The 23,995-nt window shown below is 60.3% G+C and carries 14 protein-coding genes; all 14 read left to right on the top strand.

What is annotated here, in order from left to right; all coding sequences use genetic code 11:
• Window positions 1-29 precede the first annotated feature (29 nt).
• On the top strand, window positions 30-227 hold the full coding sequence (locus tag JW799_RS04550; protein WP_080832492.1) for a cold shock domain-containing protein: 198 nt from the start codon (window positions 30-32) through the stop codon (window positions 225-227).
• Between the two features lie 281 nt (window positions 228-508).
• Complete coding sequence (gene hpf / locus JW799_RS04545; protein WP_080832491.1) at window positions 509-1,069, top strand: ribosome hibernation-promoting factor, HPF/YfiA family; 561 nt, start codon at window positions 509-511, stop codon at window positions 1,067-1,069.
• Window positions 1,070-1,388: 319 nt separating this feature from the next.
• Window positions 1,389-3,908, top strand: a complete 2,520-nt coding sequence (secA, locus tag JW799_RS04540) for a preprotein translocase subunit SecA (protein ID WP_205428805.1) — start codon at window positions 1,389-1,391, stop codon at window positions 3,906-3,908.
• An 18-nt stretch (window positions 3,909-3,926) separates the two neighbouring features.
• Window positions 3,927-5,046 (top strand): peptide chain release factor 2 gene (gene prfB, locus JW799_RS04535; RefSeq protein ID WP_139787072.1). Its coding sequence is split into 2 segments (ribosomal slippage): window positions 3,927-4,004 and window positions 4,006-5,046, totalling 1,119 coding nucleotides; the frame shifts between segments, so codons are not numbered across the junction.
• A 465-nt stretch (window positions 5,047-5,511) separates the two neighbouring features.
• A complete protein-coding gene (locus JW799_RS04530) occupies window positions 5,512-12,189 on the top strand; it encodes an alpha-amylase family glycosyl hydrolase (RefSeq protein WP_240353145.1) in 6,678 nt (2,225 codons plus the stop codon).
• A 955-nt stretch (window positions 12,190-13,144) separates the two neighbouring features.
• On the top strand, window positions 13,145-14,203 hold the full coding sequence (gene argC / locus JW799_RS04525) for an N-acetyl-gamma-glutamyl-phosphate reductase (RefSeq protein WP_205428804.1): 1,059 nt from the start codon (window positions 13,145-13,147) through the stop codon (window positions 14,201-14,203).
• 27 nt (window positions 14,204-14,230) lie between these two features.
• Window positions 14,231-15,460 (top strand): bifunctional glutamate N-acetyltransferase/amino-acid acetyltransferase ArgJ, encoded by a 1,230-nt coding sequence (gene argJ, locus JW799_RS04520; protein ID WP_080832486.1) that lies wholly within the window; start codon window positions 14,231-14,233, stop codon window positions 15,458-15,460.
• A gap of 18 nt (window positions 15,461-15,478) precedes the next feature.
• Window positions 15,479-16,264: an acetylglutamate kinase gene (gene argB, locus JW799_RS04515; RefSeq protein WP_080832485.1), complete on the top strand. Its 786-nt coding sequence runs from the start codon at window positions 15,479-15,481 to the stop codon at window positions 16,262-16,264.
• Window positions 16,265-16,290: 26 nt separating this feature from the next.
• On the top strand, window positions 16,291-17,475 hold the full coding sequence (locus tag JW799_RS04510) for an acetylornithine transaminase (protein ID WP_205428803.1): 1,185 nt from the start codon (window positions 16,291-16,293) through the stop codon (window positions 17,473-17,475).
• A 50-nt stretch (window positions 17,476-17,525) separates the two neighbouring features.
• Window positions 17,526-18,485, top strand: coding sequence for an ornithine carbamoyltransferase (gene argF, locus JW799_RS04505; protein WP_080832484.1), 960 nt, complete (start codon window positions 17,526-17,528; stop codon window positions 18,483-18,485).
• A gap of 116 nt (window positions 18,486-18,601) precedes the next feature.
• Window positions 18,602-19,849, top strand: a complete 1,248-nt coding sequence (locus JW799_RS04500; protein WP_080832483.1) for an argininosuccinate synthase — start codon at window positions 18,602-18,604, stop codon at window positions 19,847-19,849.
• Window positions 19,850-20,523: 674 nt separating this feature from the next.
• On the top strand, window positions 20,524-21,939 hold the full coding sequence (argH, locus tag JW799_RS04495; RefSeq protein ID WP_205428800.1) for an argininosuccinate lyase: 1,416 nt from the start codon (window positions 20,524-20,526) through the stop codon (window positions 21,937-21,939).
• Between the two features lie 459 nt (window positions 21,940-22,398).
• Window positions 22,399-23,085 carry a cell division ATP-binding protein FtsE gene (gene ftsE / locus JW799_RS04490; protein ID WP_338026215.1) on the top strand — a complete coding sequence of 229 codons (687 nt, stop codon included), beginning with the start codon at window positions 22,399-22,401 and terminating at the stop codon, window positions 23,083-23,085.
• Entirely contained in the window at window positions 23,075-23,992 is a 918-nt protein-coding gene (gene ftsX / locus JW799_RS04485) for a permease-like cell division protein FtsX (RefSeq protein WP_205428798.1), read from the top strand. Before ftsE ends, ftsX begins: the two co-directional genes overlap by 11 nt.
• Window positions 23,993-23,995 lie beyond the last annotated feature (3 nt).

Below are 23,995 nucleotides of genomic sequence, written 5' to 3'. Positions count from 1 at the left end.
CAAATGAATATGAAGGGAATGTTTAGCGAATGCAAGGTAAAGTAAAATGGTTCAACGCGGAAAAAGGTTACGGCTTCATTGAGACGGAACAAGGCGGCGATGTATTCGTGCATTTCTCCGCTATCCAAATGGACGGCTACAAGGCCCTCGAAGAAGGCCAATCCGTCGAGTTTGACATTGTGCAAGGCGCAAGAGGCCCGCAAGCAGCTAACGTTGTTAAACTGTAATGATTAGGCGTTTCATGCGCCTGCTAAATAGCACTGTCGGCTGACCGAAACGATTTGCCGGCCACCCGGAACCCTGGAGCGATCCAGGGTTTTGTGCGTATGGGCGATAGCCGAGACTCAATTGGTTAAGCTTGCAAAAATTCGCAGCGAAAATCCCGTTCGTTTTCATAGACTTGCACTTCCTAAGCCAAGTTTTCAAAATATTCGAAAATGTAAGCGATTTTCTTTGAAACGGCTAAGCCCGATATGCTAAAATAAAGTCAGCAAAGGAGGAGTGCTAAATGAAATACAATATTCGCGGTCAGCGCATGGAAGTCACCGAGGCTTTGAAGGATTACGTCGAAAAGAAGCTGAGTCGCCTGGAACGGTATTTTGAAACGCCTCCCCAATCCGATGTCCACGTTACGTTAAGCGTAACCAAAGGACGTCACGCTATCGAGGTCACGATCCCGCTCACGAACGTCCTGCTTCGGGCGGAAGAGAAGAGCGACGATATGTACGCTTCGATCGACACGGTCGTGGACAAACTCGAACGCCAGATTCGCAAGCACAAAACGAAAGTAAACCGCAGGCTGCGCCAGACCGGCACGACCCGGGGGCTTTTCCGCGAAGGAGAAGCAAGCGGAGGGGTGTCCACGCTGGCCGTCGAAGAAGAGGATCGTTACGAGCTCGTTCGCACGAAGAGCTTCAGCTTTAAGCCGATGGACGTGGAGGAAGCGATTCTCCAAATGAATATGGTCGGCCACAACTTTTATGTCTTTTCCAACATCGACACAAAGGAAGTGAATGTCGTCTACCGCCGCAACGACGGCAGGTACGGCTTGATCCAGGCGGAAGCCTGATCCTTATACTTACGAATGCAGCGAGTCTCTCGGCCCCCGGGAGGCTCTTTTTGATGATGACGGCAGCGGTCCATCGTTGGAAAATTTCAAGCTTCGCAACTCCGCCGGAAATATGACATAAATTTGACACGGAACGAAGTTTTAGCACGACGGCCTCCAACGCGGCATGAACGTTTTTGGCCTTTTCAGGTGTCGAGCCCGGCGCGCCCCTTCGCCGCCAAAATCTGCTTGCCGCCGCGCGCCTCCTTTTCTTGCCCCGGCCTGATGGAACTGCTACAATTAAAGGATACGCCATACCCTAAAAGGGAAGGGGTTCATTATGCTCGGATTGGTAAAAAAGATTTTCGGAGACGCAAACGAGAGAGAAGTCAAACGGTTAATGAAAACCGTCGACCAAATCAACGCCCTGGAGCCGAAGATATCCGCTTTGTCGGATGAACAGCTGCGCGCCAAGACGCAGGAATTCCGCGACCGTCTGGCGACGGAAGAGGAAGACCTGGACGATGTGATGCCCGAAGCGTTCGCCGTCGTGCGGGAAGCTTCCAAGCGCGTGCTGAATATGCGGCATTTCGATGTGCAACTGATCGGCGGGATGGTGCTTCATTCCGGCAAAATCGCAGAGATGAAAACCGGCGAAGGCAAAACGCTGGTCGGCACGCTTCCGGTCTATTTGAACGCGCTGCTCGGCAAGGGCGTGCACGTCGTGACCGTGAACGACTACCTGGCCCAGCGCGACAGCCAGCTGATGGGACAAATATACGAATTTCTCGGCATGACGGTCGGCTGCAACCTGAACGGCCTGTCGCACGAAGAGAAGCAGCGCGCCTATGCCTGCGACATCACGTACGGAACGAACAACGAGTTCGGCTTCGACTATTTGCGCGACAACATGGTTCTATACAAGGAGCAGATGGTTCAACGTCCGCTTCAGTTTGCGATCATCGACGAAGTGGACTCCATTCTCGTCGACGAGGCGCGGACGCCGCTCATCATTTCCGGCCAAGCGCAAAAGTCCACGCAGCTCTATTACGCGGCGGACCGTTTCGTCAGCCGGCTGACGGAGACCGAAGATTACACGATCGACCTGAAAATGCGAAGCATCGCGCTCACGGACGCCGGCGTGACGAAGGCGGAGCAGGCATTCGGCATCGATAACCTGTTCTCCCACGAGCACGTCCTGCTGAACCACCATATCAGCCAGGCGCTGCGCGCGCGTTATATTATGAGGCGCGACGTCGATTATGTCGTGCAGGAAGAAGAAGTCATTATCGTCGACGAGTTCACCGGCCGCCTGATGGCGGGGCGCCGCTACAGCGACGGCCTGCACCAGGCGATCGAGGCGAAGGAAGGCCTCCAGGTTCAAAACGAGAGCATGACGCTCGCGACGATCACATTCCAGAACTACTTCCGGATGTACCGGAAGCTGGCCGGCATGACCGGCACGGCGAAGACCGAGGAAGAAGAGTTCAAGCGGATCTACAACCTCGAAGTCGTGCAAATTCCGACGAACCGTCAAATGATCCGCAAAGATATGCCGGACGTCGTCTACAAATCGCAAAACGGCAAATTCCGCGCGGTCGTGGAGGAGATCGCCGCCCGTCACCAAACCGGCCAGCCGGTTCTGGTCGGCACGGTGTCGATCGAAAACTCCGAGCGCATTTCCGAAATGCTCAAAAAGAAGGGCATCAAGCACCAGGTGCTGAACGCGAAGTACCACGCCGAGGAAGCGGCGATTATCGCCAACGCCGGCCAGCGCGGCACGGTCACGATCGCCACCAACATGGCGGGCCGCGGCACCGATATTTTGCTCGGAGAAGGCGTTGCGGAGCTCGGCGGCCTGCACATCATCGGCACCGAGCGGCATGAAAGCCGCCGGATCGACAACCAGCTTCGCGGACGGGCGGGACGCCAGGGCGACCCCGGCTCGTCGCAGTTTTACCTGTCGATGGAAGACGAACTCATGCGCCGGTTCGGCGCCGACAACATTATGGGCATGATGGAGCGCCTCGGCTTCGACGAGGACTCCCCGATCGAAAGCAAGCTCATCACGCGCGCGATCGAGTCCGCCCAGAAGCGGGTCGAAGGCAGCAACTTCGACGCCCGCCGCATCGTCCTGCAGTACGACGACGTCATCAATCTGCAGCGCGAGAAGATTTACGGAGACCGCCGGCAAATTCTCAACTCGGACAACATCCGCGAGATCGTGTCCGGCATGATCAAGTCGGTCGTGGAGCGCGCCATCGAAAAGCATTGCCCGGACGAGGAGATTCCCGAAGACTGGGCGATGGACGAGCTCGTCTCCTACTTCCACAAGACGCTGCTGCCGGAAGACCGGCTGAACAAGGACGAGCTGTGGGGCAAGGAAAAGGACGAAATGGCCGAGGTGGTCCTCGCCAAAACCGAACAGCTTTACGACGAGCGCGAGGAGCAAATCGGCGTCGAGACGATGCGCGAATTCGAGAAGGTCGTCGTCCTGCGCGCCGTCGACAGCAAGTGGATGGACCACATCGACGCGATGGATCAGCTGCGTCAGGGCATCCACCTTCGCGCCTACGGCGGCAACGACCCGCTGCGCGAATACCAGTTCGAAGGCCACAACATGTTTCTGGCCATGGTCGAGCGGATCGAGGAAGAGATTTCGCTCTACATCATGAAGGCGACCGTCGAAAGCAACGTGAAGCGCGAGGCCGTCGCCGAAGGGCAGGCCGTCGATTCCAAGGCCGAAGAGGCGCCCAAGAAGCCGAAGGTCAAGGGAACCGCGGAGCGCGTCGGCCGCAACGACCCGTGCCCTTGCGGCAGCGGGAAAAAATACAAAATGTGCCACGGCCGCATAGAATAAATCTTGAGGTGATTCATCATGTCCGTCATCGATGGAACGATCAAGCAAGACCTTCGCGAAACCGCGAAGCGACTCCAGCAACTCAGGGGGTCTCTTTGACTTAGATCTGAAGCTGGAAATGATCGCGAACTTTGAAGTGAAGATGTCCGCGCCCGATTTTTGGGACGACAACGAAAAGGCGCAGGGCGTCATCTCCGAATTGAACGCCATCAAAGGCGTCGTGGATCAATTCAAAGCGTTGTCCTCGGAGCAGGAAGACCTCGAGGCGATGCTGGAGATTTTGGAAGAAGAGTCGGACGAAGCGATGGAGGCCGAATTTGTCGCGAACGTCGGCCAGCTCGCCTCCAAAGTCGACAGCTTCGAATTGCAGCTTCTGCTCAATCAGCCCTACGACAAGTCGCATGCCATCCTCGAGCTGCATCCCGGCGCCGGCGGCACCGAATCGCAGGACTGGGCGCAAATGCTGTACCGGATGTACACGCGCTGGGCCGAGAAGCGGGGCTTCAAGGTCGAGGTGCTCGACTTTTTGCCGGGCGACGAAGCGGGAATCAAGAGCGTGACCATCATGGTGCGCGGCTATAACGCCTACGGGTATTTAAAGGCGGAAAAAGGCGTTCACCGGCTCGTCCGCATCTCGCCGTTCGACGCTTCCGGGCGCCGGCATACGTCGTTCGTTTCCTGCGACGTCGTGCCGGAAATTCCGGATGACCTCGAAGTGGAAATTCGCCCGGAAGATTTGCGGGTCGATACGTACCGTTCCAGCGGCGCCGGCGGCCAGCACATCAACAAGACCGAGTCGGCCGTGCGGATTACGCACCTTCCGACGGGCATCGTCGTCGCGTGCCAGACCGAACGCTCCCAAATCCAGAACCGCGACCGCGCCATGAAAATGCTGCAGTCGAAGCTGTACGAGCTGAAGATCCAGGAGCAGCAAAAGGAACTGGCCGCCATTCGCGGCGAGCAGATGGATATCGCCTGGGGCAGCCAGATCCGCTCCTACGTTTTCCACCCGTACAGCATGGTCAAGGACCATCGGACGAACGTGGAAACGGGCAACGTGCAGGCGGTCATGGACGGCGATCTCGACGCGTTCATCGACGGCTACCTGCGGAGTCAGATTCGGAAACCGGAAGCCTGATCGTACGCATGCTTACGAAAATCCCCCGGCTTGCTTTTGAAGCCGGGGGGATTTTTTTTGGCCGACAGCTGTCGAGAGAAGTTATCCCCACTCATCCACAATATCCACAGAATTGTTCGAAAATCCACACCGAACCGGTCGAATTCCATCCACATTATCCACATCGCCCACAGGAAAATCGCAAAAACTGTGTGTATTTGCTCCGAATTTTCACGCAATTCTGTTGTTATTCGTTTTATCCACGCTTTTTATCCCCAATATCCACATAATCAACATGGAATAACTCCTGTTTACTATTTTACAAACATCTCGTCCACATTTTCATCCACAGCATTCACAATATATGGCATAAATCATTCGACCGGGGCGGCGGCCGCCTATGCACAGAATGGCGATTCGACGGCTTCGGCTGCGGCGGCGGCCGAAGCGACGCGCGTAAACGACGACGACAGCGCAACCTTTGTTTTGCCGGTCGGAAAGCTGGACATCTCCGCAAACGGGAGCTTTAACGGTTGGGGGACGGCAAGCGTCGCGCAAAGCGTTTATGTAAGCGATGCCAATCTGCCTTATATTCGCATAGACGAATTGACGCCCGGCGGCGAATACGAGTATAAGCTGCTCGTCGGCGGGAATTGGATGGACGGAGACAATTTGACCGCGACGGCGGATGCGCAAGGGACGCTGCTTCTTCCGTTTGAGGCGCGGGTTGCCGGAAGCTTTGATCCGGACTGGAATCCGAAGCGGCAGATGACGCTGACGGGCGGCGTCTTCCGGTATACGACCGACGCGCTGCCGGAAGGAACGTACGAATATAAATATATGATTCGCGCGGCGTACCCGGACGGTTCGTCGCAGGACATTTATTTTAACGATCCGACCAGTACGCTGCTGGCTTCGAACGGCAACAACAAGCTGACGGTCGGCGAACCGGACGGCTCGCCGATCGCCGACACGTTCGAAGAGCAGCCCGGAGGCGGGGCGAAGTGGGTCATTGCCGGCAGCTTTCAGCAGGGGTTGGGAGAGTCGGGCAACTGGGTGCCGAACGGGACGGCGACGCGTTTGAAGCATCTGGCCGGGGAGTTTTACGCTTATTCGGCCGTGCTGGATGCGGGCAGCTACGAATTCAAACTGACGAAAAACGGCAGCTATCCGTCCGGCATCCCGGGAGACGGAGACAATTTGAAGCTGACGCTGAGCGAAACGGCCAAAGTAAACTTTTACGTAAACGGAGAAACGCACGAAGCGCGGATATCGCCGCTGCCGGAAGGCTCGACGGCGACCGGCATCGCCATCTACGATCCGGCGCTGCCGGCGGCCGAATGGCCGCGACTCGTCGGCTCCCCGCAGCCCCTGTTCGGAGAACCGGAGTGGTCGCCAGGGGAGGCGAAGCAATTTTTCGTCGATTATTACTTCAACAACACCGTCTACAAGCTCCAGCGGTCTCTCCCGGCGGGTTCTCACGAAGTGAAAGCGGTGCTGGGCGCCGAATGGAACGACGACAACAACTTCGGAGACGGAGTAAACAATGCCGTATTCAGGCTTTCCGACGCCGCGGACGTCACGTTCTCCTTCGACAATTCGGCGGCCGAACGGAAATTGACGGTCGACTTCGCGGTCGGCGACGGCAAGTACGACGGGCGGATCGATACGGGAGCGATCTTGTTCGACAGCCGATCGGAAACGTTTAAAAAGCCGTTCGGCGCGATCCGGCAAGGAAGCCAGGATTTGACGCTGCGCATTGCGGCCAAGAGGGACGACGTGCAGACGGCGCGGCTCGAACTTACGGACGGAGCGGGAAATTCGGCCAACTACCCGATGCGAAAAACGACAACGGTCGGCGATCTCGATTATTTCGAAGTCGTCGTTCCGCGAAGCGCGTTCGCCGGCATCGGCATTTGGACCTACAAGTTCGTGCTGATCGACGGGGCGACCAAGGCGGAGTACGGCGATGACGCCCTGAGCGGCGGAGCGGGAGAAGCGGTGTCCGAGGGCGCGGTGCCGTTTAACCTGACCGTTTACGCATCCGACTACAAAACGCCGGATTGGATGAAAAACGCCGTCGTCTATCAGATTTTTCCGGATCGTTTCTTCGACGGCCACGAAGCCAACAATCGCGCCAAGCTGGTCGACGGCTATCGCGGCGTCCGCTCGGAAACCGGGGCAAACGCCGGAACCCTCGAAAGACAGCCGCTGCAATATTTCGACGGGGGCACGGAAAACGATCCGGCTCCGTCCCAGGTGTGGGGCGAATGGAGCGACGTGCCGGAAAATCCGGATCGCGGCAAGCCCGAGAACGCTCCGTACTACCCGGATGCCGCATCGGACGGCATCTGGACGAACGAATTTTACGGCGGCGACATTCAAGGCATCGAAAAGAAGCTGGACTATTTGAAGCAGCTCGGCGTGACGGCGGTTTACCTGAATCCGGTCGCCTGGGCGGCTTCCAACCATAAATACGATGCGACCGATTACAAGCACCTCGACCCGATGTTCGGGGAGCCGGTCTACAACGTGCCGGGCGATCCGGCATCCGGCTTGAATTATGAGGAAACGCGCAAAAAATCGGACGAAGCGTTCCGAGATTTCGCCAAGGCCGCGGCCCGGGCGGGCATCCGGATCATCAACGACGGCGTGTTCAACCATGTTGGCGACGATTCGATTTATTTTGACCGCTATGAAAAATACCCCGAAATCGGCGCTTACGAATACTGGGCGAAAGTCTGGACAACGAAAGCGGAGCATCCGGGCATGACCGCGGAGGAAGCGGAGGAGCGGACGATCGCCTCGTTTACGGCGCAAATCAACCCAGCTACCGGACAAAACTACAAGTACCCCGACGACTTCGGGTTTACGACGTGGTTTACAATCGGCGAGGAGACGATCGCGGACGAGGGTTCGGGCCATACGCGCTACGGCTATGAAGCCTGGTGGGGGTTCGACTCGCTGCCCGCGATGGACGCGAAAGAGCCGCAGAAAGGCGACGCGGCGGCGCTGGACGGCGAGCACGAATGGAACAACGTCGATTACCGCCATCATGTGATCGGAGACGATCTGGACGGCAAGACGGACGAAGAAGCGGCGGGGGCGATGCAAAATGCGGCGTCCCAACGCTGGCTCTGGATGGGGGCGAGCGGCTGGCGGCTCGACGTCGCGCCGGACGTGTCCATGGGAACCTGGCAAAAATTCCGCGAGGCGGTCAAATCCGCGGCGGGCCGCACGGACGCGAACGGAAAGCCGATCGACGATCCGGTCATCCTCGGCGAGGAATGGGGCGTGGCGACGCACTATTTGCTCGGCGATCAGTTCGACTCGGTCATGAATTACCGGTTCCGCGAGGCGCTGCAGACATTTTTGCTCAACGGCGGCAACGGCGGGGACAACGCGCGGGCGTTTCACGAGGCGCTCGAGCGGATCCGCGAGGATTACCCGGAGGAAGCGTGGCGGGCGATGCTGAACCTCGTCGATTCCCATGATACGGTTCGGTCGCTGACGAAGCTGGACTTTCCGGCCTGGGAGGAGGAAAAGCTTAAAATCGCCCCGGAGGCGAGCGACAAGGCGCTCAGGCTGCAGGCGCTGATCGCGATTTTCCAAATGGGGTATCCGGGGGCTCCGACCGTTTATTACGGAGACGAAGTCGGCGTCACCGGCACGAAGGACCCCGATTCGCGCCGGACGTTCCCCTGGGAGCGGATCGAGGAGGCCGACGGCGGCTTCGAGGCAGTCGGACGGTATGCCGGGCTGTATGATACGTATCGGACGGCGGCGGCCGTCCGGGCCGAGAACGACGTCTTTTCGGCGGGGGATCTGAAGCTGGCCTACGCGCAGGGCGACGTCATTGCGTACGCCCGCAAAACTGACGCGCAGGGCGCGCTCGTCGTCCTCAACGGCGGCGAGGAGGCGGCCGAAATCGCGGCCGACGTTACCGGCTATTTGCCGGACGGCACCGTGCTCGGCGACCGGCTCGGCAGCGGCATCGGCGGCGCGGTCGAAAACGGGCGAATCGTCCTGACCGTTCCGGCGCTTACGGGGCTGATGATGCTGTCGGAGGGAGAGCTCCTGCAAGTGGAGGCTCCGTCCGGTTTGACGGCCCGGGCGGCAAACGGCAGCGTGGACTTAAGCTGGGACGGGGTGCCGGATGCGGACGGATACCGCGTTTACCGCTACTTGATCGAGGGCGGAGAAGCGACGCCGCTCGGCACGGTTGCCGATACGCGGTACACGGACGCTACGGTCGTCAACGGCGTGAAATATTACTATGCGGTATCGGCGGTTCGCCTGGCGGCGGGAGCGGCCGGAGAAAGCCCGCTTTCGGAGACGGCGTCCGCGACGCCGGCGTTCCCGATCACGGCGGTCGGAGCGCCGGACCCGGTCGCAAATCTGACCGTCGGCGTCGGCAACGCGGCGGAAATCGGCGTATCGGTGACGGTAGAGGGCTTGACGGACGATCCCGCGTTCGCCGGAACCGGAGCGCCGTCTCTCGACGTGAAGCTCGTCGTAACCAAAGCCGGCGATTCCGAAGCGGCGGCGGAGCTGGCGATGGCGTACAAGGCGGACGACGGCGGGGCGAAGCGGTACGCGGCAAAGTTCGAGCCGACCGAACCGGGCGTCTACGAATATTTCGCGCGGGTGTCGACGGACAACGGGGAGACGCACGCGGATTCGGCATCGGCTTCGTTCGAGGCTTATGCGGACGCGGACGATACGTCCGGCCCGGCCGCGCCTTCCTTAAGCGAAATTACGGTCGAATCCGGGCAGGCAACGCTGAGCTGGACGACGACGGGCGAGGATACGGCAGGCTACGAAGTGTACCGCCAGGCGGCGGGCGAAGCCTCGTTCCGCAAGCTGGCCACGCTGCGGACGGCTCTTTCCTTCACCGATTACACGGTCGCCAACGGCACGTCCTATGCGTATAAAATCGCGGCGTTCGATGCGGCCTACAACCGCAGCTGGTCGAACGAGCAAAGCGTGACGCCGCAGCTCGTCATGGTCGACGTCACGATGCGGCTGCATTTGCCGGATTACACGCCGTCGACGGATTCGATCTATATCGCCGGCAGCTTGAACAACTGGAACGCAAGCGGCGGCAAGCTTACGGTCCCGAGCGGCGCGACCGACCGGAGCGTCGTGCAGTACGCGTTTAAAATGATGGCCGGAAAAACGATCGAATACAAGTACACCCGCGGCACGTGGGCGACCGAAGCGCTGACGAGCCATAGCCGGATTCCGAACGACACGGCGGATAGCGGCAATTACGCCTACAGCGACACGGAAACGAACATGAAGCTGACGATTCGCAATCAGGGCGGCAACAAAATGGTCGTCGACGACTACGTGCTCCGCTGGGTCGACATGCCGCTGATCGTCACGATGCCGCGCATTTCCTACGGCGAGGATATCTCTTATTCGACTGACGCCGCGACGTTCGATCTGAAGGCGAACGTACCGTACGGCGTCGCGTTCACGATCAACGGGAGCCCGCTGCCGGAAGGCGCGATGGACGACCGGGGCAACGTTTTCGTCGAGGATATTCCGCTGGAAATCGGAACGAACGAGTTTTCCCTGCATATCGAGCCGACGGCGGAAACGCTGGCGAAGGACTGGTATAAAGACCAGGGCCGCAAAAGCCAGGCGACAAAGACGATTGCGCTCGCGATCGTCCGAACCGGCGGCGATGACGGCGGAAACGGCGGCGGAGGGGACGGCGGAAACGGCGGAGGCGACGGCGGCGAAAACGACGGAGGGGACGGCGGTGGAAACGGCGGCGGCGATGACGGCGGAAACGGAGGAGGCGACGGCGGTGAAAACGGCGGAGGCGACGGCGGTGAAAACGGCGGAGGCGAAGACCCCGATCATGGCGGCGAGGGCCCCGGTCCCCATCCCGGCACGCCCCCCGTCATGATCGTGCCGCTCCCCGATAAGCCCGACGATTCCATCGCGAAGCTTACCGTCGAAACGGATGAGCGGGGGAACGCCGTCACCGTCGCGACGGTTGACGGCGAACAGCTGGCGAAGGCACTGGCCGGGTTGAAGGGCGGCAGCGATCCGCTTGAAATTCGCCTGCCGGAAGTCAAAGGCGGCGTCCGGTTCGTGCTGCCGCTGGCCGCGGCGGCAGCGGCGCCGGAAGCGTCGATCCGCTTTGCGGTCGCGGACGGCAGCTATGTCCTTCCGCTGTCCGTGCTCGATCCGGCCGGTCTTGCCGGACGTCTCGGCGTCCCGCCGGAAGAAGCCGAGCTTGCGGTGAGCTTCGGTCCGCTCGTCGGGACGGAAGCGGAACGCGCGCTGGATCGGGTCCGCGAGGCCGGCTTGAACGCCCTGTCCGCTCCGGTCGCTTATCGGGTAGCCGCCGCGGCGGGCGGCCGCGAAGTCGAGATTGCGGACTTCGGCTTCACGTATGCGGAGCGCAGCCTGGCGCTGGAGGGCGGCGTCGATCCGAAACGAGCCTCCGTGTACCGGATCGATTCGGCGACCGGCGAATTGGCGTTCGTTCCGGCCTTGTTCGCCGCCGTCGACGGCCGGACGGTCGCCTCGTTCAAGCGGCCGGGCAACAGCGTCTACATCGCGGCGGCGGCGGACCGGTCGTTCGCGGATCTTGCCGGCCACTGGGCGCGAGAGGACGCGGAGACGATGGCGAACAAAGGCATCGTCCTGGGCGTGGACGCGGAGCGATTCGCTCCCGGGCGGAGCATCACCCGCGCGGAATTCGCGGCGCTGCTCGTCCGTTCGCTCGGCCTGGCCGAAACGGACGGAACCGGCGGCTTCGGCGACGTCCGGCCGACGGACTGGTTCGCGGGCGCCGTCGCCTCCGCCGCCGCGGCGGAACTGGCGAGCGGAACGGCCGACGGGACGTTCCGTCCGGGCGACGGCATCACGCGCGAGCAGATGGCCGCGATGCTCGCCAAGGCGGCCGACTTCGCCGGCCGGCCGCTGGCGGAGGATGCGGCGGCGGACGAAGCGCTCGCCGCGTTTGCCGACGGCTCGCACGTCGGCGCCTGGGCGAGGGAGGCGGTCGCCCGCGCGGCCGGCGCCGGCCTCCTGCAGGGCGATGGCGGCGGCAGGCTTCGCCCGGCGGAAGGCGCCACGCGCGCGGAAGCGGTCGTTATGCTGAAGCGATTCCTGCAGGCCGTCGAATTTATCGATAGGTAATAAACTCGGAAGAAAGCGGAGGGCCCGAAGGGGCCCTTCTCGCATTGCCGCAGATAAAGCGATGCCCGGCTGCTTGTTTTTCGTGCGGCGCTCCGGCCCTGCGTTTTGTCCGTTTGTCCGGCCGCTGCCGCCCGCCGGTCCGTTTCGACCGGGGGCGCGGTTTGCGGAAATTTCGGCGCGATAACGGTCAAAGTCTCCACGTTTTTTAACGGCTCTGCGCACCTTTGTATGATGTTTCGAACAAAAATGCCGCATAAGCCGCTTTCGCGGTGATCATTGTATGATTTTTCACACAAAATCATGGTTTTTCCCCATTATGAGCAAGATTTTGTATGATTTTTCGAACAAAAATGCCGCATATGCCGCTTTCGAGGTGATAATTGTATGATTTTTCATACAAAATCATGGTTCTTGCCCGTTGTGAGCAAGAGTTTGTATGATTTTTCGAACAAAAACGCCGTACCCCCCGCTTTCGCGCCATAACTCGGTACGAATTTTCCTGTCCGCTCCCCGCAAGTGCGCCAAAATCGGCGTTCGGCCGGCCTCCCCCTCTTTTCAGAAACCGACTTTCCATGCCCCGGATTTTGGCGATTCAGCCGGCAGGCTCGGGCGCGAGCGCTGGTTGGGAAACGAACCCGGAGCCCGCCGCCGCAATGGATTCGCAAAATGCAAATCCGCGATGGCGCGCCACGATTTCAAACCAAGAACGATCTAAACCCATTGAATAAAAAAACAATTATGCGTATAATAATTCAGTAATAATAAGCCGGAGCGATAAACGCGGTTTTGCTTTTACATCGCTGCCGGAATTCGGTACAATGAGGATGGTTTTGGCTTGAACCGCTCGGGCCTTTTCGGTTTTTTCGGCCAACAGCGAAGCTTATCCGTCCGTCCAGCCGATTAGCGGTTATGCAACGGAACGAAATTATACATTTACTTAAGGGAGATTCTCGCCATGTCACAAACCCCTGCCGTTCGCGCCGCGATCGTCGGTTCCACCGGCTATGGCGGCGTTGAGCTGATTCGCCTGCTCGCCGCGCATCCGCGCGCGGCCGTTTCCTCGGTCGTCTCTTCGTCGAGCGCGGGATCGTCGTTCGCGGAGGCTTTTCCCCATTTAACGGAAATCGTCACGGACAAGCTGGACGACGTCGACCCCGACCTGATCCGCGACAAAGCGGATGTCGTGTTTCTCGCGACGCCGCACGGCGTAAGCGCGAAGCTGGCGCCGCAATTTCTTGCCGCCGGGCTGAAGGTGATCGACCTGTCCGGCGACTTCCGGCTGAAGGACCCGGAGGCATACCGTCACTGGTACAAAAAGGACGCCCCGGCGCAGGCCGAGCTGGATCGGGCGGTGTACGGCATGTGCGAGCTGTTCGGGCAGGAGGCGGCGGGAGCGGATTTCGTTTCCAATCCGGGCTGCTTCCCGACGGCGACGGCGCTCGGGCTGTATCCCGCGGTGGAAGCGGGTTGGATCGACCCGGACACGATCGTCATCGACTCGAAAACGGGCGTTTCCGGAGCGGGACGGGGCCTTGCCTTGGGCTCCCATTTTTCGGAAGTGAACGAAAATTTCAAGGCGTACAAGGTAAATCAGCACCAACATACGCCGGAAATCGAAATGGTGCTTGCCCGCGCGGCAGGACGGCCGGTGGCGGTCACGTTCACGACGCACCTCGCGCCGATGACGCGGGGCATTATGAGTACGATGTACGCGACGCTGACGGATCGCGGCCGCACGAGCGCGGATTTTACGGGGCTGTACCGGAGCTTCTACGAAGGACGCAAATTCGTGCGGGTGCGCGATACCGGCGTTTATCCGGCGACCAAGGAAGTATACGGCTCCAACTATTGCGACATCGGCATGTCCGTCGATCCGCGCACGGGCCGGATCACGATCATCTCGGTCATCGACAACCTGGTCAAAGGCGCGGCAGGGCAAGCGATTCAAAACTTGAATCTGATCATGGGCTGGGACGAAACGCTGGGGCTCGAATTCACCCCGGTTTACCCGTAACGGTTATACGGAGGCGCAGGAATCGACATGGGGAAGACGTTTGAAATCATTCCGGACGGCGGCGTTACGACGCCGAAAGGCTTTAAAGCCGGCGGCCTGCACTGCGGCCTGAAGAAAACCGACCGCAACGACCTGGGAGCGATCGTCTGCGAAGTGCCGGCGGCGGCGGCGGCGGTGTACACGACGAATTTGTTTCAGGCGGCGCCGCTGCAGGTGACCCGCGAAAGTCTCGCCGAGGAGGGCGCGCTGCGCGCCGTCGTCGTGAACAGCGGCAACGCGAACGCCTGCACCGGCAAGCAAGGGGAGGACGATGCCCGGACGATGCGCGCGGAATTGGCGGAAGCGCTCGGCGTTCCCAAGCACCAGGTGGCGGTGGCGTCCACCGGCGTCATCGGCGAATTGCTGAAAATGGACCGCGTGTCTTCCGGCATCGCCGCGCTTCCCGGGAAGCTGAGCGGCGACGAAGCGGGGGCCGACGAGTTTTGCCAGGCGATTTTGACGACCGATCTGGTCAAAAAGACGGCCTGCGTCCGGCTTGACGTCGACGGGCGAGCGGTCACGATCGCGGGAGCGGCCAAAGGCTCCGGAATGATTCATCCGAACATGGCGACCATGCTCGGCTTCGTGACGACGGACGCCGCGATTCCGGCCTCCGCGCTTCAGGAGCTGCTGCGGGAAGTTACCGACGCGACGTTCAATATGATTACGGTCGACGGCGACACGAGCACGAACGACATGCTGGTCGCCATGGCGAGCGGGCTCGCCGGCAACCGGGAGCTGTCGCGCGGCCATGCCGACTGGGAAGCGTTCGCGGACGGGTTCCGCTATGTGTGCCAAGAGCTAGCGAAGGCGATCGCCCGCGACGGCGAAGGGGCGACGAAGCTGATCGAGACGACCGTGTCGGGCGCGCGGAGCGACGAATCGGCACGGGCGATCGCGAAGACGATTATCGGCTCGAGCCTCGTGAAATCGGCGATGTTCGGCGCCGACGCCAACTGGGGGCGGATCATCGCCGCCGTCGGACGCGCCGGCGTGCCGGTCAACGTGCATACGGTCGACATCCGGCTCGGCGACATTTCCGTGCTGGAGCAGTCGCGGCCGGTTCCGTTCGACGAAGAGGCGGCGCTGGAATATTTGAAGGGCAGCGACACGGTCGCGATTCGGGTCGAGCTGAACGACGGAAGCGGGTCGGCGGTGGCCTGGGGCTGCGATTTGACTTACGATTACGTCCGGATCAATGCCGCTTACCGGACCTGACCGGATGGGAGGACGGAAATGGCACGTTTTGTGATGAAATGCGGAGGCAGCACGCTCGCCGCGCTGCCGGACGCTTTTTTCGAGGATTTGCGCGAGCTGCAGGAAGCGGGGACCGAACCGGTCATCGTGCACGGCGGGGGACCCGCGATCAATGAAACGCTCGGCAAGCTCGGCATCGAGAGCCGATTCGCGAACGGCTTGCGCGTCACCGACGAAGCGACGCTGGACGTCGTGGAAATGGTGCTGGCGGGCCGCATCAACAAGGAAATCGTCCGCAAGCTGCAGCAGAACGGAGCGAAAGCGATCGGCCTGTCCGGGACGGACGGCTTGCTCATTCGGGCGCAGCCGGTCGCGAACGCGGACGAGATCGGGTTCGTCGGCGACGTGACCGAGGTCAACGCCGGCCTGATCGAGGGCGTCATCGGGCTCGGCTATTTGCCGGTCATCGCTCCGATCGGGATCAACGGCGAAGGGCAGCGGTTCAACATTAACGCGGATACGGCGGCCGGCGCGGTGGCGAGCGGGCTGGGCGTCGACACGATGATCGTCGTGACCGACGTGCCCGGCATCCTGCGGACGGAAAACGGCGCAAAGCGCGTGCTTCCGCAGGCGTCGTTCGCGGACATCGAGGAGATGATCGCGAGCGGGGACATTTACGGCGGCATGATTCCGAAGGTTCGCGCGGCGATGAAGTGCCTGCACGGCGCCGTGCGGGAAGTGCTGATCGTCGACGGCGCGGAGCCGCGCGTGCTCAGCCGGGCCGTTCGCGAAGGCGGCATCGGAACCCGCATCGTACGGGATTGATCATTCAAGCGAAGGGAGTGTTTTTCATGAGCCATCTGTTCCCGACTTACGGCCGCTATCCGATTTCGATCGTCAAAGGCAAAGGAAGCCGACTGTGGGACGATCAGGGCAAAGAATATCTCGATTTTATGAGCGGCATCGCCGTTACGAATCTCGGACACGTTCCGGACCGGGTGAAGGCGGCGCTTGTCGCCCAATTGGATCAGCTGTGGCACGTGTCCAACCTGTATCAAATCCCGAACCAGGAAAAAGCGGCCAAGCTGCTGACGGACAATAGCTGCGCCGACGCCGTTTTTTTCTGCAACAGCGGAGCGGAGGCGAACGAAGCGGCGATCAAGCTGGCCCGCCGTTATCAGCAAAAGGTGCTCGGGAACGGGCGTCATGAAATCATTACCTTTGCGCAATCGTTCCATGGACGGACGCTCGCGACGCTGACCGCGACCGGCCAGGATAAAGTCAAGGAAGGCTTTTTGCCGCTGCCGCAAGGCTTCGTGCACGTGCCGCTGAACGATCTGCAGGCGCTCGAAGCGGCGGTGAACGACCGTACGGCGGCCGTCATGCTCGAAACGGTGCAGGCCGAAGGCGGCGTCGTGCCGGTCGATCCGGCGTTCCTGCGCTCCGTGCGGGAGCTGTGCGACCGCCGCGGATTGTTGCTCATCCTCGACGAAATCCAGACCGGCATGGGCCGCACGGGCAAGCTGTTCTCGTACCAGCATTACGGGGTGGAGCCGGATATTTTCACGCTGGCCAAAGGGCTCGGCAGCGGATTCCCGGTCGGGGCGATGCTGGCCAAGGCGCCGCTGATTCCGGCATTTAACGCCGGCTCGCACGGCTCGACGTTCGGCGGGACGCCGATCGCCATGGCGGCGGTCGCCGCCACGGTCGAGACGATGCTGATCGAGCAGGCGCCCGAACGGGCGGCCGTCGCAGGCGAGCTCCTGATGGGCAAGCTCCGCGACGCGCTTGACGGCGTGCCGGGCGTGCTCGAAGTTCGCGGCAAGGGGCTGCTCGTCGGCATCGCCTGCGACGGTCCCGTCGCGGACGCCGTCGGCGAACTGCAGCGCCGCGGGCTGCTCGTCATCGTGGCCGGTCCGAACGTGATCCGGCTGCTGCCGAACCTGCTCGTGACTTCGGAAGAAATCGAGGAAGCGGTCGGCCTGATCGCCGCCGTTTTGAAGGAGCGGGCCGCCGTCAAGCCTGCCGCCGAATAAATACGGACTTTTTACGCTTAAACTTTACGATAGAGAAGGAGGGGTTGAACGTGCAACCAGCCGCAAAAACGGAAGAACTGGCCGCCGGCCTCAAAGGCCGGGATTTTCTCGGGCTTGTCGATTGCTCGGCCGAAGAAATCCGGTATTTGATCGATTTCGCCATCGAACTGAAGCGCAAGCTCAAGGCAGGAGAAGTGTATCAGCCGCTCAAGGGCAAGTCGCTCGGGATGATTTTCGAAAAATCGTCCACCCGGACCCGGGTTTCGTTCGAAGTCGGCATGTACCAGCTGGGCGGCCAGGCGCTGTTCTTAAGCCGCAACGACATCCAGATGGGGCGCGGCGAGACGATCCGGGATACGGCGATGACGATGTCCCGTTATCTTGACGGCATCATCATCCGGACGTTCGGCCACCGCAACGTGGTGGAGCTGGCGCGCAGCGCGACCGTTCCGGTCATCAACGCGCTGTCCGACCAGTCCCATCCGTGCCAGGCGCTGGCGGATTACCAGACGGTTCTGGAGAAAAAGGGACGCCTCGAAGGGCTGAAAGTCGCTTACATCGGGGACGGCAACAACATGCTGCACTCGCTCATGATCGGCGCCAGCAAGCTCGGGATGCATTTTGCCAGCGCGTCGCCGGAAGGCTACGAGCCGGACGCGGAACAGGTGAAGCTCGCCCGCGATTTCGCCGGCGAGCACGGGGGACGGGTCGACATCGTGCGCGATCCCCGGGAAGCGGTCGAAGGAGCCGACGTCATTTACACGGACGTATGGGCGAGCATGGGCTTCGAAGAGGAGCAGAAGGATCGGGAACGCGCCTTCCAAAATTACCAGGTGAACGAACAGCTCGTCCAGTTCGCGAAGAAGGACTACCTGTTCATGCACTGCCTTCCCGCGCACCGCGGAGAAGAAGTGACCGAAGGCGTCATCGACGGTCCGAACTCCGTTATTTTCGACGAGGCGGAAAACCGCCTGCACGCGCAAAAGGCGATCATGGCCGCCATCATGTAAAAGGTCGACGCGAGGAGCCGCCGGACAAGGAATTCATTTCCGAATCTGGCGGCTTCCCCTGCGCAAGCTATATAATAAGAGACATGCGTTAGTTAAAAGAAGGAGCGGTACCCGACATGGCAAAGGAAAAAATCGTACTGGCATACTCCGGCGGTCTCGACACGTCCGTCATCTTGACGTGGCTGAAAGAGACGTACGACGCCGAAATCATTACGTTCACGGCCGATATCGGCCAAAAGGAAGAACTGGACGGACTGGAGGAAAAAGCGATCCAGACCGGCGCTTCCAAAGTCTACATCGACGACTTGCGCGCCGAATTCGCCAAAGACTTCATCTTCCCGATGTTTCAGGCGGGGGCGCTGTATGAAGGCCAATATCTGCTCGGCACCAGCATCGCCCGTCCGCTGATCGCCAAGCGCATGGTCGAAATCGCCCGCGCCGAAGGCGCGACGGCCATCGCGCACGGCGCGACAGGCAAGGGCAACGACCAGGTGCGCTTCGAGCTGACCGCGGCGGCGCTCGCGCCGGACATCAAAGTGATCGCGCCGTGGCGCGACGAGGCGTTCCGGGAAGCGTTCCCGGGCCGCGCCGAAATGATCGCCTACGCCGAAAAGCACGGCATCAACGTGCAGGCATCCGCGGCCAAGCCGTACTCGATGGACCGCAACCTGCTGCACATCAGCTTCGAAAGCGGCATGCTCGAAGATCCGTGGTTCGACGCGAGCGCGCCGGACGTTCAGGACATGTACGTGCTCAGCGTCTCGCCGGAGCAAGCGCCGGATCAAGCCGAATACGTCGAGCTTGATTTCGAGGCCGGCAACTGCGTCGCAATCAACGGCGAAAAGCTCAGCCCGCTGGCCGTCATGGAAAAATTGAACGAGCTCGGCGGCAAGCACGGCATCGGCCGCGTCGACATGGTCGAGAACCGCTTCGTCGGCATGAAAAGCCGCGGCGTGTACGAAACGCCGGGCGGCACCATCCTGTTTACGGCGCACCGCAAGATGGAGTCGCTGACGATGGACCGCGACGTCATGCATTTGCGCGATTCGCTCATTTCGAAATACGCGTCGCTCGTTTACAACGGCTTCTGGTTCGCGCCGGAGCGACTGGCCATTCAGGCGCTCGTCGCCGAAAGCCAGAAGAACGTCACCGGCACCGTCCGCCTGAAGCTGTATAAAGGCAACATTATGGCTGCGGGCCTGAAGAGCCCGGTCAGCCTGTACAACCCGCACATCGCGACGATGGAGGCCGACCCGACGCAAGCCTACGATCAAGGCGACGCGACCGGCTTCATCCGTCTGAACGCGCTGCGGCTCAAAGTGTCGTCCGGCGTTACCGGCGCTTCCGGCGTCGACAACGGCTGAGGCGGCGGAAAGCCGAAGTTTTTGCGGATACGCGATAGCGGTCGTATCTGCCGGTACGAGGATTAGGGTGGTATCCGGTCCGGTACGAACATTAGCTGTGTGTCGGCCGGTACGAACATTAGCCGTGCATCGGGGCCGGTATGAAGATGAAAGGTGCCTTGGCCGGTACGAAGATGGCGGTACCCGAGACCCGCAAGCGGGGATTGCGGAAATCCGGCCTTGAGCGAACGGGGGAGCGGCGCAGGCGCATGATCGCGCCGGCGAGGCTCCCGTTTTCCCTTTTTTCGCCCATGGGAACGACCTGCCCCGAATAGCGGCATTCTGCGACCGTTATTCGGTTCAAACCAGCCCAAAAAACGGGAAAATAAAGGATTAACAGCCCGAAAGGACCGTTATTTCGCTAAACGGCCTTAAACAGGGCCATTAACGGTCGCTTTGAACCGTTATTTTGCTCGACGGCCTAAAATCGGGCCGTTAACGGTCGATTTAAGCCGTTAATTTGCTGCATGGCCCTTAAATCGGGCAATTAACGGTCGTTTAGGACCGTTATTTTCATGGGCGGAGCCGCGGCCAGGCCGTTTGGGCGGATTTGCAAGGGGCGAGGGCTCGCTATCCGGGCCATTCGCCCGGAACCGTCAGGCAACCGACCGAAGACGAAGGGAGCTTCAATATCCATGACCAAGCTGTGGGGCGGCCGGTTTACGAAAAAAACCGACCAACTGGTGGAAGAATACACCGCATCGATTACGTTCGACAAGGAGCTGGCCGAGGAGGATATCCAGGGCAGTCTCGCGCACGTGACGATGTTGGGGAAATGCGGCATTTTGTCCGCGGACGACGTGGAGAAAATCAAGGAAGGCCTGATGAGGGTTCGCAACCGCATTCAGCGGGGCGAGCAGGAGTTTTCCATTTCCGACGAAGACATCCACATGAACATCGAAAAATCGCTCATCGACGAGATCGGACCGGTCGGCGGCAAGCTGCACACGGGACGCAGCCGCAACGACCAGGTGGCGACCGACATGCACCTGTATTTGCGCAAGCGGGTCATCGAATTCGTCGACCTGCTGGCCAAGCTGCAGGATGCGCTCATTTCGCAGGCGAAGGCCAATCTGGACACGATCGTGCCGGGCTACACGCATCTTCAGCGGGCGCAGCCGATTTTGTTCGCGCACCATTTGATGGCGTACGTCTCGATGTTCGGGCGCGATATCGAACGGCTCCAGGACAGCTACAAGCGGATCGACACGCTGCCGCTCGGCGCCGGCGCGCTGGCTGGGACGACGTTTGCGATCGACCGCCAGTACACGGCGAAGCTGCTGAATTTCGGGCGCGTGTACGAAAACAGCCTCGACGCCGTCAGCGACCGCGATTTTATCGTGGAGTTTCTTGCCAACGCTTCGCTGATCATGGCGCATCTGTCGCGTTTGAGCGAAGAGCTCGTGTTGTGGTCGAGCACGGAGTTCCAGTTCGTCGAGCTGGACGACGCGTTCTGCACCGGCTCGAGCATTATGCCGCAAAAGAAAAACCCGGACGTGCCCGAGCTTGTCCGCGGCAAAACCGGGCGCGTGTACGGCAATCTCGTCGGGCTGCTGACCGTGCTGAAGTCGCTGCCGCTCGCGTACAACAAGGACATGCAGGAAGACAAGGAAGGCATGTTCGATACGGTTAAAACGCTGCAGGGCGCCCTTCAGCTGTTCGCGCCGATGATCGCCACGATGAAGGTGCGCAAAGAGCAAATGCGGCGCGCGGTCGACAACGATTTTTCCAATGCGACCGATATCGCCGATTTTCTTGTCGGCAAAGGGCTGCCGTTCCGCCAGGCGCACGAGGTCATCGGCAAAACGGTGCTGTACTGCATCCAGAACGGCAAATTCCTGCTGGATTTGACGCTGGACGAGTTCAAGCAGTTTTCGTCTCTGTTCGACGACCGCATTTACGAGGTGCTGCAGCCTCACAACGTCGTCAATGCGCGCAACGTTTACGGCGGCACCGCGACCGCTCAGGTCGAAGCCGCGATCGGACGCGCGGCGGCCGAGCTCGAGCGCGTGAACGCGTGGACGGCCGAGTATGCGGAGAAATGCAAATAAGATGATCGCGCGGGAACGGGCTTTCCGTCTTCGCGCCGAAACCCGCCGGCCAGGGACCGGCGGGTTTTTACTCATCCGCTGCCGATCCAGTTGAGTCGTGATTACTCATCTCAACGCGCCATCCGCAGCCATCCGCACTCACTTGAGTAAATATTACTCATTTCGCCGCCTCCGCGCACACGCTGCCGATCCAGTTGAGTCGTGATTACTCATCCAACTTGAGCAACCTTCGCCGAACCTCGTACCACCCCGCCAAGCCCCGAATGCCGCCGCCTTCCGACTCCTGCAGATTAAAAAAATTTAAAATCTTTCCCGATTCCGGCGCCCGCCAACGCTTTGCGGCGACATGACCGCGACAAAATTCGGATCGTTTGCCCGGGAACCGTCGACAAAGAAAGGAATTTCAGGCACAATGTCGAAGTATTTAAAGTCCGAATACGAACAAGGTGGTAGTTTCCCGTGATTGAAATGCACGACATTTCCAAGACTTACTCGGACGGAACGATCGCCCTTGAAGGTATCAACGTAGTGATCGACCGGAACGAGTTCGTATATATCGTCGGCCCTTCCGGCGCCGGCAAATCGACATTCATGAAGCTCATTTATCGCGAGGAAGTTCCGACCAAAGGCCAGCTTTTCGTAAACGGCTTCAACATCGGAAAGCTGAAACAACGAAAAATCCCGTACATACGCCGCAACATCGGGGTCATCTTCCAGGATTACCGGCTTCTCCCCAAGCTCACTGCGTTCGAGAACGTCGCGTTCGCGATGGAAGTCATCGAAGCGCCCAAGCGGTCGATACGCCGCCGGACGATGGAAGTGCTCGATCTGGTCGGCCTGAAGCATAAGGCGGGCAGCCTGCCGGCGCAGCTGTCGGGCGGCGAGCAGCAGCGGATCGCGATCGCCCGGGCGATCGTCAACAATCCCGCCGTCATCGTCGCCGACGAGCCGACGGGCAATCTGGACCCCGAGACGTCCTGGGGAATCATGAAGCTGCTGGAGGAGATCAATTTTCGCGGAACGACGATCGTCATGGCCACCCACAACAAGGAAATCGTGAACAGTCTGCGCAAGCGCGTCATCGCGATCGAGCGGGGAACGATCGTTCGCGACGAGCAGAGAGGGGAATACGGCTATGACCTTTAGGACCTACGCGCGCCACTTGCGCGAAGGAGCCAAAAACGTCTTCCGCAACGGGTGGATGACGTTCGCTTCGATCGGCTCGATTGTCGTGTCCCTCCTTATTCTCGGCGTGTTCATGCTGCTCGCGCTCAATGTGAACAAATTCGCCGATCAAGTCGAAAGCCAGGTCGAGATTCGCGTCTACATGGATTTGAACGCCGACGACGCGAAAATCGAGGAAGTCGACCGCAAAATCCGCAACCTGGAGCAGGTCAAGAGCGTCACGTTCGTTTCCAAGGAGGAAGGCCTGGAACGGCTTCGGGAAAGTTTGGACGAAAACGCCAAAAGCGCGCTCGACGGCTATGAAAACGAACAAAATCCGCTGCCGGACGGCTTCGACGTCGAAGTGTTCGATCCCCAGCAAGTCGCCTACGTCGCCGAGCAGATCGAGGCTTTCAACGTATCCGACGCGGACAAGCCCATCTACGGCGTTTATTACGGGCAAGGCACCGTCGAGAAGCTGTTCCGCATTACCGACGCGGTTCGCAATATCGGCCTCGTGATCGTCGCCGGGCTTGCCGTCATGGCGATGTTCCTTATCTCGACGACGATCAAGATGACGATCATCGCCCGCCGCCGCGAAATCGCGATCATGAAGCTCGTCGGCGCCACGAACAGCTTCATCCGCTGGCCGTTTTTCGTGGAGGGCATTTTGATCGGAGTCGGCGGGGCGGCCATCACGACCGGAATTCTGCTTTACGGCTACTCGCAATTGCTGAAAACGACGCAGTTCGACCTCGGCTTGATGATGATTCAATTGTCCGGCATGGACGAGGTTGCCGGATTTGTCACCGTTACGCTGCTCGCGCTTGGCGCGCTGCTTGGCATCTGGGGCAGCACCGTTTCCGTCCGCAAATACTTGAAGGTATAAAGA

The sequence above is a fragment of the Cohnella algarum genome, from assembly GCF_016937515.1.
In the GTDB taxonomy this organism is placed as follows: Bacteria; Bacillota; Bacilli; order Paenibacillales; family Paenibacillaceae; genus Cohnella; species Cohnella algarum.
Note: the sequence above shows the minus strand (reverse complement) of the source record. Positions and strands in the feature narration are given on the sequence as shown.

Excerpts from the sequence above, each read along its gene's own strand:
- argB (WP_080832485.1), top strand. The coding sequence starts at position 15,479 with ATGGCACGTTTTGTGATGAAATGCGGAGGCAGCACGCTCGCCGCGCTG.
- hpf (WP_080832491.1), top strand. The coding sequence starts at position 509 with ATGAAATACAATATTCGCGGTCAGCGCATGGAAGTCACCGAGGCTTTG.
- JW799_RS04510 (WP_205428803.1), top strand. The coding sequence starts at position 16,291 with ATGAGCCATCTGTTCCCGACTTACGGCCGCTATCCGATTTCGATCGTC.
- ftsX (WP_205428798.1), top strand. The coding sequence starts at position 23,075 with ATGACCTTTAGGACCTACGCGCGCCACTTGCGCGAAGGAGCCAAAAAC.
- argJ (WP_080832486.1), top strand. The coding sequence starts at position 14,231 with ATGGGGAAGACGTTTGAAATCATTCCGGACGGCGGCGTTACGACGCCG.
- argH (WP_205428800.1), top strand. The coding sequence starts at position 20,524 with ATGACCAAGCTGTGGGGCGGCCGGTTTACGAAAAAAACCGACCAACTG.
- JW799_RS04500 (WP_080832483.1), top strand. The coding sequence starts at position 18,602 with ATGGCAAAGGAAAAAATCGTACTGGCATACTCCGGCGGTCTCGACACG.
- JW799_RS04550 (WP_080832492.1), top strand. The coding sequence starts at position 30 with ATGCAAGGTAAAGTAAAATGGTTCAACGCGGAAAAAGGTTACGGCTTC.
- argC (WP_205428804.1), top strand. The coding sequence starts at position 13,145 with ATGTCACAAACCCCTGCCGTTCGCGCCGCGATCGTCGGTTCCACCGGC.
- secA (WP_205428805.1), top strand. The coding sequence starts at position 1,389 with ATGCTCGGATTGGTAAAAAAGATTTTCGGAGACGCAAACGAGAGAGAA.